Raw genomic sequence first — 13,952 nt, 5'->3', positions numbered from 1 at the left:
GCTGGCAAACGATGTGAGCAGGCTATTAAGCAGGGGCACAGCGAATGCCTCTGCTATTTTTTCCTTTTCACTTTTCTGGAGTTTATAGTTATTGTTTCTTCATATTTCTTTGGGTTTAATTTATAATTAGTTAATAATCAAGTCAGTTATTTTTTCTCTATAAAAATTTTCTTTCCTTCAATCCTGAATTTTACATCGCCGGTTATTTCCAGCATCTTTAAAACTTTAGATACGTTGTCATACCTGGTGATGCTGCCCCAGTATTCAACATTGGTATTCTGATCTTGCGGATAAACAATATCAACATCATACCACCTTGATATCTTTCGCATTATGCTTTCCAGCTTCTCGTTATTAAAAAGGAAGTAGCCATTTTTCCAGGCGGTAACTTCTTCGGTATCTGTTTCTTTTATCCGGATATTGGTTTTATCAGCAACAGTTATAGCTTGCTGACCAGGCCGTAATGTAGCCGTTGAATTTCCTCTTGTTATTTTTATACCGCCGCTAATCAATGTAGTTTTTATAACCGGCTCGTCATCGTAAGCGTTGATGTTAAATACAGTACCGATATCTTCAATGGTTTGACCTTTTACATCTACCCTAAAAGGTTTTGAAGCATTGTGCCTTACATCAAAGTACACCTGCCCGGTTACTTCAACCCGCCGTTCTTTAGATTTAGAAAAATCAACCGGAAACCTGACAGATGATTGCGCATCAAGGTAGGCCACTGTTCCGTCTGCCAAGGTTATGGACGACTGGCCGCCCCGCGGTGTAGAAAGCGTGTTGTATTTTGCCGGGCCCTGGTTATCTGTATTCTTAGGGTCAATCAAGCTTTTGTTTATGGTGTAGGCAAGCACTCCGTTGTTATTACGGGTTACCTGTAAAGCACCTTGCCGGTAAATAATCCCTTTTTTTATACCGGTTATGTAAATTTTTTGCCCGTTGGCAAGGGCTAATACAGCCTTATTTTGCCCCGGCGGAATATCGTGGTGTGTAGTTGCAGTAAGTTCGTTTTTAGTAACGTTCTTTCTAAGAAAATAAAAACTACCAAAGCCTAATAACACTACAACACATGCTGCCGCACTTATCCGCAACGGAAGTGATATTAACCGGCCTATCCTGAATTGACGTTTCAGATTTTCACGAACGGCTGCAGCATCCTGAAGGCGCTCATCAAGTGAATAATCGGGCAATTCCGATTCCTGATGATGCAAATACCAGCTTTCAAGCAGCGATTTCTCATCTTCAGTGGCCGTATCGTTTCCGTATTTATGTAATAGATCCCTGAGCTCCTGATCGTTCATACTACTATTTATTTCCCTTATTTTAGTAAGACAAACAACGCGTACCGTACAGGTAAATAAAAATAAAATATTTTATAAGAGATGTGATTTTCATGAGATGATGCGACACTTTTGCAGCAGTTCGCGCGACATTATTTAAAATAATTTTCTCGTTTAATGAGACTTCTTTTCACGTTTGATAAGACTTAATACCAACTGGCCGGTCTCTCAGGTGAAATGTCAATGAATAGGGTTTAGATACTGTCCCTGGGTTTTAGTGTATCTCTTGGTGGTAAATTAGGTATAGGTTTGATGGTTAAGTCGGGTTTGACTTCCGTCTTTATATTGGGCATAGGCTTAATGCTTAATACAGGGAGCGTGTCGTTATCCGATGTCCAAAAGTAATAGGACACAGCAGCAATAATAACGATCAATGCTGCTATCCAAATGATTTTCCTGTTATTTTTCTTGATCCTGGCCGTGCTGTTTTTTGGCTTAACTACAGTATGCGATTCTTTTTCCGGGCTGGTTTCGTTTGCTACTTTTTCACGTTCAATAAGGGCATCAGTAATCGCAGCATTCAGGAGGTAGCCTTTTGTGGGGATGGTTTCAATGATCTTTTTATCGGGATCGTCCAAAAGTTTTCTTAGAAAAGAGATCGCCTGATTGAGTCCTTCGTCCGCGCCGCCATAATTGTTCCATACGGCTGTGATCAGTTGCTCCCTGCTGACCAGCTGGCCCGCATTTGCTGCCAAAAAACAAAGTACATTCATGAGCCGCGGCTCCAGCCTTACCTCCTTACCGGTTTTCTTATCGCTCAAATTATTGACGATGGGATTAACCAGGAAACGGTTATTCAAAACAAATGGCGTGTTTTTCATGAATAGAATGGTGAAATCAATCAAATATAAAGGATTTCTAAACCTTTTCTATAGGTGATATCAGAAAACCCAACTCTACTTTTACAGAAAAATCACAGCGGCAAACTCAATGAAAAAACTAAAATCACTCGCATCGGTACTGTTAATCTGTATAGTCATATTATATAGCATCCCCTGCCCCGCGCAGGACAAGCCATTATTATCAACCGGGGAAGCTATCCACAAATTGGAATGCGATATCCCACGGTTAATGAAAGTATCCAATGTACCGGGACTTTCCGTAGCGCTCATCCGCAATGGCAAGGTGGTTTGGCACAAAGGCTTCGGGGTGATGAATGCAGCAACCGGACAAGCGGTTAACGACGGGACCATCTTTGAAGCCAATTCATTAAGTAAGCCGGTATTCTCCTATGCGGTGCTGATTTTGGTTAGCCAGGGGCAGCTCAACCTGGATACCCCTGTTTTTAAATATATGGGAAGCGATTATCATCCAAGCGACAATCCCCGGTTCAGTTTCATTACGGCCAGGATGATCCTCAGTAATTCGAGCGGTATTGTTTCATCCAAAACAGACCCGGAAAATAAGGTGGATCTTGCATTTGGTCCTGGCGAAAAGTTCCAGTATTCACCAGTTGGCTTTCAGCTACTTTCCAAAGTAGTAGAAAAGATCACAGGGCTTAAAATAGAGGACTTTATTAATCAGTCGGTATTGCAGCCCTTAGGCATGAAAAGCAGCAGCTATGTATGGCAACCTGCCTACGACAGCTTAAAAGTGTACGGCCATAACTGGACGGGGCAGCCGAAGACGGAGCGGGATACTCCCACACGTGGTAAAGCCTGCTGCAGCCTGCAAACTACCCCCGAAGATTATGCCAGGTTCGTCATTGCTGTGATGAACGGTAAATTAGTGCAAAATGTGATCTGGAAGGAGATGCTTCAACCCCAGATTAAGGTCGGTGACCGTTATCCTGCGTTGTTTTGGGGTCTGGGCTGGGGGCTGGAAAAATCGGCTAAGGGGGAAAGTTTCTGGCATTGGGGCGATGGCGGGGACTCGAAGGACTATATCAAGGCTGACTTAAATACCAAAAATGCTGTCGTGTTTTTTGCCAATAGCGAAAACGGACAATTTTTTACACGGGAAATTTTGGATGATGCAATAGGCGGTGAACACCCCGGCTTAGTATGGCTGGACTATCAGCGCTATGATTCGCCCTCCTGGGTATTGTTAAAAGCCATCCTCGCAACCAGCGCAGAAAAAGCATTGCAAAAAAAACATAAACAACTTACCGAAATCGAAATGAACCAACTCGGCTACCAATTATTGAACGCGCAAAAATTAGCGGATGCAATCCGTGTGTTCAAGCAAAATACCGACGACTTCCCCAAATCAGGAAATGCCTGGGATAGCCTGGCAGAAGCCTATATGGATAAGGGGAACAAAGCATTAGCTATCGAATGTTACCAAAAATCATTAGCGCTCGATTCCACGAATACCAACGCCGTTCAAATGATCCAAAAACTGAAACAATAAAACATGAAAAAAAGCTTCTTTATCACCGTATCATTCATTGCATTTGGTTTGACTGCCTTTGCGCAGCAGCATGCTAAATTAGATACCATAATCCGTCATGCGACCCGGTCACTGATCAATAACCGCCCCTGGATGGGCTATTCTGTTGCGATAGTAAAAAACGGTAAAACCTATTTTTACTATGGCGGAAACGTGAACGGACAAACACTATACGAGATCGGCTCGGTCAGTAAATCATTCAGCAGCCTGATCCTTGCCCACGCGGTTTTGGAAAAAAGGGTAAAATTAACGGATGACATTCGTAAATACCTTAAAGGTAACTATCCTAACCTGGCTTACCTGGGGCGACCGATTACATTGCTACACCTGGTTAATTTGACTTCCGGCCTGCCTAACAATATACCGGACCTACCTGACGACTTTAAGAAATTGAACGACGAGACCATGCCATTTGCCTTTGTAAAAAGCCACGAAAACTATACACCTGAAGATTTGCTCCGGGATCTGCACCAAGTTAAGCCCGACACGGTTCCCGGTTTTAAACCGGGCCATTCCAACTCAGCGGCCAAATTACTCGTTTATCTTTTGGAAAATATTTATCATCAGCCTTACGCGGTTTTATTAAAACGTTATATCCTCGAGCCGCTCCACATGGACCATACTTACCTAAATGTTCCCGATGACCAACGGCAATACCTGGCAAAAGGCTATACGGGAGGAGGCGTGCAAATGCCCTATATTCCCAAATATGACGTGCCGGGCATCGGCCTGAAATCAACAATTACCGATATAGCCAAATATACCCGGTATCAACTGGACGAAAAAGACCCCGCCGTCCGGATGGCACACCGCGCTGCCTGGGGCGATCCGCAGCATTTTGCCCTGGGCATGAACTGGTTCCTGAATGTTACCGGAGATGGAAAAAGACAGGTCAACGCCGACGGCACCACCTTTGGCTTTACGACCTATATCCTGCTTTATCCAGGCCTGAAATACGGCCTTGCACTGCTCAGCAATGAATATGATAATGATTCCAATACCAAGCTTGGCGACCTGGCCGAGCGGATATTCGAAGAAGATCACTATACGCCAGCTCAACGCGCTTCCGACGGCTTTGGCTATTCAGCATCGATCGGCTGGCTGCTCAAATGCATGAACCGGCAAGGTTTCGATCACGCAATTGCCATAGCGGCGGCACTAAAAGCGCGCAATTCGCAATTCCATCTCGATGAGCGAGAGGTCAACAACTGGGCATATGCGTTACTGGCAAAAGGAAAAAAAGCGGAAGCGCTGGAAGTCTTTAAACTCAATGTCAGTCTTAATCCGGGCGGCTGGAATACCTATGACAGCCTTGGCGACGGATATGTGGCGGCGGGCGACACCGCACTGGCTATCAAAAATTATCAGCGTTCACTTGAACTAAACCCGAAAAATCAAAATGCCCTGGAGCAAATCAAAAAATTAAGCAAAAATTAGTTCACTCCCGGATAATTCAGCTTTCCAAATAAACGAGAAATACTTTTATGATACCTGTTCTTGAAATATTGTTACTTCTCATCAAAAGTGGAAAAACTGTCCCATTAAATGAGAAAATTCACTTTAAATAATGCCGCACAAACTACTGCAAAATGCGTCGCATCATCTCCTGAAAATCACAAGAGCCGAAAAAGCATTAACACGTAGATAAAAAAGCCGAGGCGAACCCTTAACGTTTTTAAGGCGTTAGTAACATGCTTACTTACGGTTTGCTCGGAAATATCCAGTTGCGCTGCGATTTGTTTATGTGAGAGATGTTGTTTGCGGCTAAGTTCAAATACCTGGCGCATTTTTGGCGGAAGAGCGGCAATCTCTTTTTCAATAAGCATCGCAAGCTCGTGTTCACGCACCAGATGATCTGTGATAACCTGGCTTGTTTCGGTTTGAATAAACTGTATTAACGAGGTGGTGTATTTTTCAAGTATTGATTGTCGCGCAATTCTGTTCAAAATATTGTTACGTAACGACGTATATAAATAACCCGAAAGATTAGATTGGCAATTGATTTGGTCGCGTTTGGCCCACAAAGTTGTAAAAACTTCCTGAACAACATCTTTGGCTTCTTCCCTGTTCCTGGTTTTATTATAGGCGTGATTAAATAATGTGAGTGTGTACCTATCGTATATTTCTACATAAGCAGCCTTATCCCCCGACTTAAACAAGTCAACCAATTCGCTGTCCGAAAAGTGCTTTAGGGTGGTCATTTTAAAGAAGTTGATAACGAATGTATGAAATTTAAGAATATAAATATAAAAACAAGAAAATTATCAGCTGCAGCGTACACTGCGCTTCAATAGGTTTACTAACCGCCCCCTGTTGCGTGTTGTCACCAACAGGCCAATTATTGTCGATAAAAAATAGTTTTTACGATACATTTAGCGAATTTGCCTCCGAAAAAAAGTCATTGGTGCGCCCAAGCGCTACCGCACGGCCCCCTTCTGTTCGGAGACTTCAAACAGCTGGAAACCCTGAGTGGAGGTAAACAATTATCGCACCGGAATATGTAACCCATTAATTACCCCCAACACCTCACGTCCTCAATAAATCACCCTGTTTAATTCTTCAATCATAGCAGGGCGGCGGGGATATTTTTGCTTCATTTTTTGTGCAAGCTCAATTACTTGCTCTTTACCGAAGGCGAGGGCTTTCATGATCTTCTTCATATTCCCGGCTAACTGTGCGTAATGGCTCCGGTTGTCGGCTTTATCAGCCTGCCGTTCCAGGGCCGGGATATAAAGCTGTAATAACTCGTGGGCATATGAAAACACCAGGTGTTCATGGTATACCATAAGGCGGTCAATATCCTTTTCATTTTTTACCAGTTCAAACAGCCGGTCGGTAAACCTTTCTTCAATATAAATTGGTGATAGCGCCGAAAGTAAATAGCTGTCAAGCGGAAGCCAGGTACTTTTACCATGCTTTTTTGTGGTTTCGGTTTTAATGCCGGCGATAATATCCTCAACTATGTTCCCCCATTCCCCGGCATCATAAGTTGCTTTTAACGCCCGGTAATATGTAACATCAAACTGACGGTCGAAAGCAAACACTCTGTAATATTTACGCGTTAAGGGCACATCATTTTCTAACAATGCTATACGCAACAGTTGCTTCTCCCACTGCGAAACGGTACCCGGATGCCTTTTATCTTCTGCTATTTTTATACCATCGTTTATCAGCTTTTTTGCCCGCTCATAATCTTTGTCGTTTATTACTTTATCAACCTCGGCCTGCCTCACTTCCACAATTTCCATGTTTAGCTCAATCAGTGCTTCGGCATCGGTGTGCCTGCCTATGGCTTCCAAAAAATCAATTTTGGTTGTCTTAAAATGCTCCAGCCGGTAACTGCTATGCTGTCCTGCTAACCGGGGCAACCAGGCATCAATCCAGGCTAAAAACTCCTGGTGCAGGTTTAGCTCAATTGCTAAAGTTTGAAAAACATCCATCAGCTCATATCCAAAATCGCCATAATCAAAGTATACCGCATCGTTGAGCTCCGTTTGTAAAAACTTAAACACGCGCGTTTGCATATCCATAACGGCATCGACAGATAAAGCTATTTGATCTATAAGTTGGATGCTGCCAATAATAGCATCGCCTAAAGCACCGCTTGAATCGTCGCCATAAGTTATTACCTGCATCATTTCCTTTAACACCACACAGGCTATTACAAAAGCCTCTACAAAGTTCCTTTTATTGGCAAAATCAAAACCCTTATCAATTAGCTGATTTACTTCTTTGGCTAAACCGGCCGCCGAGCGGTAATCCATATACCCTTTGGCCATATGTTTTTTAATGAGCTTTTTAATTGAATCGGCATATAGTTTACCGGTATCAATACGGCCGTCTTTTTCTGCAAAAAACAGTTCAAATGCCCTTTTAAAATCCTTGTTGGTTAACGCGTAGTCTTTAATAAAAACCCGGTATTCGTCGGCGCTAATCTTCAACAACAAATCTTCAAACTGATTTTTCTTCGCGCCCTTTTTTGGTACTATTATACGTGTTGCTAATTCATCTCTTATTTCAAAAAGCGCTGCTATTACATGCTTACAGATGGCGCCATCATATGGGCAATCACAATTGTAGGCTACAATTTCCTTATCGTTTTTAAGCGTTACCGATATGTTGTATGTTTCAGTTCCTTCAACTTCCGCCGTCCAGCGGCCTGCGTTTTCTTCCAGGTCGGCAACTGCGCCCTCTTCATGGTACTGCTTTCCTCTTTGCAGCATTACCGCATTTAGTTGTTTCTCAAAATTTTGCAGGGTAAACATATTTCAATTTGGCTTTATCCAGGCTAATGGTATTTACAATAAACTTTTACTTTTGTATTGCCTATCGTGGTTATACAACATATTAACAGTACTAAACTACATTTATAATATGCATTTGGTAAAAGAAATAACATCCGAAATTATAAAAGATATCGCCGAAATGCTGGATATGGGCATGGTTTGTTTTTATCATAAACCAACAGGCACCATGGATTATTACCCGGATGAAATGAAGAATCCTGGCTATGACGAAGAACCGTGGGCAGAAATTATTGATAAAATTGCCGGAAACTACGGCGATTATCAACGTTTTGAGGGAATGAGCAGCCGCGAGGCATTTAAAGTTATGGAAGATTTTATTGCCGGTATTAATCATATACCCACACACAACAAATTTATTGATGCTATATCGCGTAAAAAGCCGTTTGGCAATTTCAATCACCTGCTGCAATATCATCCCGACTTGCGCGAGGAATGGTTTAAATATAAATTGGCGCGGGGAATTGAATATGTAAAGGACCAAATAGAATAGAAATTCGCCGTTTGGTTTATAACCTCACAACCATTGCTCGCCTCACCCGCCCTCCTGGTTGATAATATTCACGGTCGCGTTATTATCCATAAAGTGGTTAATAACGTAATAGGCAAGGTTAAACCAAGCGTAGCAACCGTTAAGCACCCATGCATCTGAACTTACGATGAGCCGGTTTTCGGCAATTAAAAATTTGTCGGGGGCGTTGTCTAAATAAATATCCCATGAAAAGCCCTGTTGCGCCGCTATTTCATAACAAAGTGTTTTAAGCCGGCCGCTGTTGGATACCGGTGCGTCAAATATCCAGTTCACCCGTTCGGCACCAAGCTCATGCAATGCCTTGCCCAGCATAATGAGCACTTCTTCGGTTTGCCTAACCCGTTTATATGATCCGTGTACCGACGAGATATCGCGGTAGCAACCGTCTAATCCCTTAAAAACATACCCGCCCGATAAAAGAGATTCCAGTATAATAACAATATTGAAACCATCTACATAAATGGTTTTACCCCGGATGCCTGTAGCTGCTACTTCTTTATTTTTACGATTTTGGATATCCGTTGCCGAACAAGCCATACCCTGCAGCGCCAGGATCTGCCGCTGCCTTAGCCGGTACCTGTTGCCAACCAACGCCAGCGTTGCCCGTGGCGGATAATCTTTACTGAGCAAATAATGCATATCCTGCAAAGCCTGTAACAGTTTTTCAAGCTCTTTTGGCCTGCCAAAAAGCGCTTCGTCGTTCGGGTCTTTGCCCCGGTTTCGGCGGGTTTCGGGTTGTTGGTCGCTCATCGGTGAAAACAAAAGTGTATTGCAATATACTTGTTTTGCCGGTTGCTGCAACATAGGCCAGGGGTGCGCTCCATGCCGGCGCACGAGTAACGCGCAACTATTTGTTTTTAAGCGAATCCGGGTATCGGACCCTCCACTATTTCGCGCTCAGCGCCTTACCCTCAAAAGCAACACCATCCCAGCCATTCGCCATAAATTGCCTTATATTTTGATGGTCTGTTGCATCTGGGTTAGCCAATACCGACTGGTAATGTTCGGCAAATAACCACAGTGTGTCCGTCGCACTTATGTTGTTCAGTTGGGCACAGTAAAAAACTTTTGCACTCCCCTGGTTTTGTGTGGCCTGGTTATATACGTCGCCATTTTTAAAGCCAGTTGGCTGATGATTGTAATAAGTTTCAATCAAATTTATAACTTCGTTAAACGGCAACTTTCCTTGTTTGGATGCGGTAATTAATGTCAGTAATTGCTCTTTCATTCAGATTAATTTTCGGCGAAAGTAAAAAAGAAAAATCAATTCCGGCTGTTTAGGGCGGAGCGCTCAACCACCAGGGACCCAACTTCAAATTAATACAAATCATCTACTGCTAAATTTAGTATTTTTGTTTTCCACTTATTAAACATACTAATAAACTTAATAGCCGGCATGCCCAGTTCTGAACTTAAAAAACACCAATTGAACGGCCCGGCCCAGCATGAGCCATTGCTTTCTTTCGGCGAACCAGGATTTGAGTTTATCACCCGGCTGGCTGCACTCACCTGTGGAGCGCCAGTAGCAATGGTTTCCCTGCTCGACGAAAACAACGATTGGTCACATGCTAAAACACTCCCCGAATCACCCGAAAGCCACGGATACTCTGCCTTTTGCGACTATGCCGTAAAAGCACACACACTGTTCGAAGTGCCCGATACCCAAAACGATGAGCATTTTAAACTAAACCCGCTGGCCACTGGGCGGCATGCGGTAAAATTTTACGCAGGCTTGCCGTTAATCAATAATGAAGGTAATACCCTGGGCATTTTAAGTGTGCTGGGATATGAACCAGGGCAGCTATCAGAAGCGCAGCAGGAATCGCTGCAACTGCTGGCACAGGAAGCCACAACAGTAATAACAGAGCGCCGGCAAAAACAGGAGCTTCAAAATTTCGAAAAGCTGTTTAATTTATCGGCCGACCTGATTTGCATCGCGGGGACAGATGGATATTTTAAAAGGATTAACCCCGCTTTTGAATCAACTTTTGGATGGGACGATGCCTATATTTTAGCTACCCCCTACCTGGAGCTTGTTCACCCCGACGACCTGAAAGCCGCCGAAGAGGATGTGACCGGGATGATATCGGATAAAAAAGTACGGCAGGTAACCTACCGTACCAGGACTAAATCCGGAATATACAAATCCATCCGCTGGGAAACCACGCCCGACCCCAATACTGGCAACCTGTTTTGCATAGGGCGCGATGTAACCGACGAAGAATTAAAAGAGCAGCAACTGGCCATCAGCGAGGAAAGGCTGCGCGTTTTTTTTGAAAACTCGCAGGGGCTCATGTGCACCCATGACTTGTCTGGCCGTTTCCTGTCGGTAAATATGGCCGGGGCTTCGCTTTTGGGTTATACGCTTGCCGAAATTTTAACTTTAAGTTTGTTTGATATCGTACCACTTAATAGGCATCCGCAGTTAACCGGGTACTTAAAAGAGATAAAGGAGAAGGGGGGCGCCAGGGGCCAGATGGTTACCCGGCATAAGGATGGCAGCCCCCGGATCTGGATGTTTAACAACATCCTGGAACAACAGGGAGACCAGGCCTACGTGATAGGTAATGCCATTGATATTACCGAAAAACATTTCCTGGAAAGGAACCTGGAGCGCACCCGGCAAATGCTGGAAGAAACCGGCAAGGTAGCCCGTATTGGCGGCTGGGAATATAATGTGCAGCGGCAAAAAATTGAATGGACAACAGTTACCAAACAGATATATGGTGTGCCTGCGGATTATGAACCTGATTTGAGCGGCATCATCAATTTTTATAAAGCAGGCGAAAGCCGGGATAAAATTTCGGCCGCTGCCAACCTTGCCATGGCCGATGGCCCGCCCTGGGACCTGGAGATACAAATTGTAACCCCCGGCGGCGAAGAGCTTTGGGTAAGGAGTTTAGGCCAGGCCGAATTTGCCAACGGCGTTTGCCAGCGGCTGTTTGGCACTATCCAGGATATTGAACAGCAAAAAAAAGCGGAGACCGAATTGCTGAACGAAAAAGCCATTTTATCGGCCTTTGTTGAACATTCGCCTTCGCCTATTGCCATGGCCGACACCAGCATGAGGTTTATTGCCGTAAGCAGGCAGTATCTGCAGGATTATGCCTTGGGCGACAGGAACATTATAGGTTTAACGCCTTATGAAGTATTTGGCCCTCCGAGCGAGGCAAACCGGGCAACACATCAACGGGTTTTAAACGGCGAGGTGATAAGACGGGAGGAAGTAAGGATTAAACTTCCGGGCATGCAGGAAGAACAATACCTGAACATTGAAATGAGGCCCTGGTACCGGTTTGATGGGGCAATAGGTGGCATCATGACTTCCTCCGAGATGATTACCTCTATCGTAAAACAAAGGGATGAACTGAAAGAAGCCAAACAACTGGCAGACCAGGCCAGCATTGCCAAATCGGAATTCCTGGCCAATATGAGCCATGAAATCCGGACCCCGTTGAACGGTGTTATCGGATTTACCGACCTTGTTTTAAAAACGCAGCTGAACGAAACCCAGCACCAGTATCTTTCCATTGTCAATCAATCGGCCAATGCCTTATTAAGCATTATTAATGATATCCTGGATTTTTCAAAAATAGAAGCAGGGAAACTGGAACTGGACATCGAAAAATGCGATCTGTACGATATCGGTTCGCAATCAACAGATATTATTACCTACCAGGTTCAAAAAAAGGGGCTGGAAATGCTCCTGAACATATCTTATAACCTCCCCAGATTTATGTGGGTGGATTCGGTGCGGCTAAAGCAAATCCTGATTAACCTGCTCAGCAACGCAGCAAAGTTTACCGCAACAGGCGAGATTGAGTTAAAGATAGAGGAAGTAGCAGCAGCAACACCGGTACCCGGTACTACGTTACGCTTTAGTGTAAGGGATACTGGTATTGGGATAAAACCCGAAAAACAGGGAAAAATATTTGAAGCGTTTTCACAGGAAGATGGGTCGACCACCAAAAAATATGGCGGCACAGGTTTAGGCCTTACCATTTCTAATAAACTCCTGGGGTTAATGAATAGCAAACTGCAGCTGGAAAGTTCACCGGGTAAAGGCAGCACCTTTTATTTTGATATCCATGTACAAACCGAACAGGGCGAGCCCGTTAGCTGGGAAAACATTGGCCTGATTAAAAAAGTACTTGTTGTTGATGACAACGACAACAACCGGCTAATTATCAAACAAATGCTGTTGTTGCGGCAAATTTTAACTACAGAGGCAAAAAATGGCTTCGAAGCTTTACAGCTACTGGCGGCCGGCGAGTGTTATGATGTAATTGTGATGGATTACCACATGCCCTATATGGATGGGCTGGAAACGATCAGAAAAATTCGCGAAAGCTTTAGCGATTCGCCAACCGGCCAGCCTATTATTTTATTACACAGTTCATCTGACGATGAAAAGATGATCAGGTCATGCGAAGAATTGAAGGTGAACCACCGGATGGTGAAACCTATCAAAACCGAGGATATATATAACGCCTTATCCCGTTTGCATCAGAAAACTACCATCGAAACTAAGCCTGATGAACCCGCTGCAACTGTTGCAGAATTAACCGGCAACCTAACCATCCTGGTTGCCGAGGATAACGCTGTGAATATGTTGCTTGCCAAAACTATCATCCGGCGGATTGCCCCGAATGCCCTGATCCTGGAAGCGGGGAATGGCCTGGAAGCCCTTGCCTGTTGCCGGTTACACTGGCCCGATTTAATTTTAATGGATATCCAGATGCCCGAGATGAATGGGTACGAAGCCACCCGGCAAATCCGTGCGATACAGCAGGGCCGCCAAATACCTATTATTGCCTTAACCGCAGGCAATGTAAAAAGCGAAAAGGAAAAATGCCTGGAAGCAGGTATGGATGACTTTATTGTTAAACCGGTGATTGAAGAAACCATATTGGCGGTGTTTCAAAAATGGCTTAGCTCCTTCGGCTCTTCCGAAGCGCCCGAAGCAGCTCTGGATTTACCGGTTAGCACGCCTGTACACTTTGATGTACAACACGTAAAGAGCTATTTTGGTGATGACGATGAGATTTTAAAGGAATTACTTAGCCTTACAAAAGTTGAGTTGACAGATTCAATTTCAATATTACAATTGGACTTGAAAGCCGCTGATTTGAAAAAATTAAATTTACATGGCCACAAATTGTACGGCACCGCGGTAACAGCCGGCTTAAACCACCTGGCCAAACTGGCCAGGGAACTGGAGCATATGCCTGTTTTTATAGTGGAAAACGCGCAAACACTTGTAAAGGAAATTGAGGAAGAGATTAAGCTGATTATTGGCTTGTTGGAAAAGGAAATAATTAGCTAACCGCAATTTCATCTACGCATCCTGTAGGGCGATATGCTCCCCATTTTACAGGCGGC

The 13,952-nt window shown here is 44.1% G+C and carries 10 protein-coding genes; 4 read left to right on the top strand and 6 right to left on the bottom strand.

Annotation, left to right across the window (positions count from 1 at the left end; all coding sequences use genetic code 11):
• Window positions 1-146: 146 nt before the first annotated feature.
• Both AC1RM2_RS25805 and AC1RM2_RS25800 read right to left on the bottom strand, forming a co-directional pair.
• Window positions 147-1,304: a FecR family protein gene (locus tag AC1RM2_RS25805; protein ID WP_492987989.1), complete on the bottom strand. Its 1,158-nt coding sequence runs from the start codon at window positions 1,302-1,304 to the stop codon at window positions 147-149.
• Window positions 1,305-1,537: 233 nt separating this feature from the next.
• Window positions 1,538-2,164: a winged helix-turn-helix domain-containing protein gene (locus AC1RM2_RS25800; protein WP_492987988.1), complete on the bottom strand. Its 627-nt coding sequence runs from the start codon at window positions 2,162-2,164 to the stop codon at window positions 1,538-1,540.
• A gap of 109 nt (window positions 2,165-2,273) precedes the next feature.
• Between AC1RM2_RS25800 and AC1RM2_RS25795 the strand changes: the two genes are divergently transcribed.
• Together AC1RM2_RS25795 and AC1RM2_RS25790 are read left to right on the top strand one after the other, a co-directional pair.
• The gene (locus AC1RM2_RS25795) at window positions 2,274-3,695 is read left to right on the top strand and encodes a serine hydrolase (protein WP_492987987.1); all 1,422 of its coding nucleotides are present in this window, start codon (window positions 2,274-2,276) and stop codon (window positions 3,693-3,695) included.
• A 3-nt stretch (window positions 3,696-3,698) separates the two neighbouring features.
• Window positions 3,699-5,171 carry a serine hydrolase domain-containing protein gene (locus AC1RM2_RS25790; protein WP_492987986.1) on the top strand — a complete coding sequence of 491 codons (1,473 nt, stop codon included), beginning with the start codon at window positions 3,699-3,701 and terminating at the stop codon, window positions 5,169-5,171.
• Window positions 5,172-5,347: 176 nt separating this feature from the next.
• Here AC1RM2_RS25790 and AC1RM2_RS25785 read toward each other — a convergent pair whose 3' ends face one another.
• Both AC1RM2_RS25785 and AC1RM2_RS25780 read right to left on the bottom strand, forming a co-directional pair.
• Complete coding sequence (locus AC1RM2_RS25785) at window positions 5,348-5,935, bottom strand: RNA polymerase sigma factor (protein WP_492987985.1); 588 nt, start codon at window positions 5,933-5,935, stop codon at window positions 5,348-5,350.
• 333 nt (window positions 5,936-6,268) lie between these two features.
• Window positions 6,269-7,999, bottom strand: a complete 1,731-nt coding sequence (locus AC1RM2_RS25780; protein ID WP_492987984.1) for an SWIM zinc finger family protein — start codon at window positions 7,997-7,999, stop codon at window positions 6,269-6,271.
• 109 nt (window positions 8,000-8,108) lie between these two features.
• Here AC1RM2_RS25780 and AC1RM2_RS25775 point away from each other — a divergent pair, with 109 nt between their 5' ends.
• Window positions 8,109-8,531 (top strand): UPF0158 family protein, encoded by a 423-nt coding sequence (locus AC1RM2_RS25775; RefSeq protein WP_492987983.1) that lies wholly within the window; start codon window positions 8,109-8,111, stop codon window positions 8,529-8,531.
• Between the two features lie 42 nt (window positions 8,532-8,573).
• On the opposite strand, the gene AC1RM2_RS25770 is transcribed toward AC1RM2_RS25775, so the two are convergent.
• The gene (locus AC1RM2_RS25770; RefSeq protein ID WP_492987982.1) at window positions 8,574-9,320 is read right to left on the bottom strand and encodes a DUF434 domain-containing protein; all 747 of its coding nucleotides are present in this window, start codon (window positions 9,318-9,320) and stop codon (window positions 8,574-8,576) included.
• 136 nt (window positions 9,321-9,456) lie between these two features.
• Window positions 9,457-9,798 (bottom strand): HopJ type III effector protein, encoded by a 342-nt coding sequence (locus AC1RM2_RS25765; RefSeq protein WP_492987981.1) that lies wholly within the window; start codon window positions 9,796-9,798, stop codon window positions 9,457-9,459.
• 168 nt (window positions 9,799-9,966) lie between these two features.
• Here AC1RM2_RS25765 and AC1RM2_RS25760 point away from each other — a divergent pair, with 168 nt between their 5' ends.
• Window positions 9,967-13,896: a response regulator gene (locus AC1RM2_RS25760; protein ID WP_492987980.1), complete on the top strand. Its 3,930-nt coding sequence runs from the start codon at window positions 9,967-9,969 to the stop codon at window positions 13,894-13,896.
• Window positions 13,897-13,952 lie beyond the last annotated feature (56 nt).

The organism is Mucilaginibacter sp. GW822-FHT03E02 (genome assembly GCF_058801545.1).
This window is presented reverse-complemented; position numbering and strand designations above follow the sequence as displayed.

What these genes read in the sequence shown, in the direction of transcription:
- AC1RM2_RS25805 (WP_492987989.1), bottom strand. Translation starts at nt 1,304, where the DNA reads ATGAACGATCAGGAGCTCAGGGATCTATTACATAAATACGGAAACGAT.
- AC1RM2_RS25800 (WP_492987988.1), bottom strand. Translation starts at nt 2,164, where the DNA reads ATGAAAAACACGCCATTTGTTTTGAATAACCGTTTCCTGGTTAATCCC.
- AC1RM2_RS25795 (WP_492987987.1), top strand. Translation starts at nt 2,274, where the DNA reads ATGAAAAAACTAAAATCACTCGCATCGGTACTGTTAATCTGTATAGTC.
- AC1RM2_RS25790 (WP_492987986.1), top strand. Translation starts at nt 3,699, where the DNA reads ATGAAAAAAAGCTTCTTTATCACCGTATCATTCATTGCATTTGGTTTG.
- AC1RM2_RS25785 (WP_492987985.1), bottom strand. Translation starts at nt 5,935, where the DNA reads ATGACCACCCTAAAGCACTTTTCGGACAGCGAATTGGTTGACTTGTTT.
- AC1RM2_RS25780 (WP_492987984.1), bottom strand. Translation starts at nt 7,999, where the DNA reads ATGTTTACCCTGCAAAATTTTGAGAAACAACTAAATGCGGTAATGCTG.
- AC1RM2_RS25775 (WP_492987983.1), top strand. Translation starts at nt 8,109, where the DNA reads ATGCATTTGGTAAAAGAAATAACATCCGAAATTATAAAAGATATCGCC.
- AC1RM2_RS25770 (WP_492987982.1), bottom strand. Translation starts at nt 9,320, where the DNA reads ATGAGCGACCAACAACCCGAAACCCGCCGAAACCGGGGCAAAGACCCG.
- AC1RM2_RS25765 (WP_492987981.1), bottom strand. Translation starts at nt 9,798, where the DNA reads ATGAAAGAGCAATTACTGACATTAATTACCGCATCCAAACAAGGAAAG.
- AC1RM2_RS25760 (WP_492987980.1), top strand. Translation starts at nt 9,967, where the DNA reads ATGCCCAGTTCTGAACTTAAAAAACACCAATTGAACGGCCCGGCCCAG.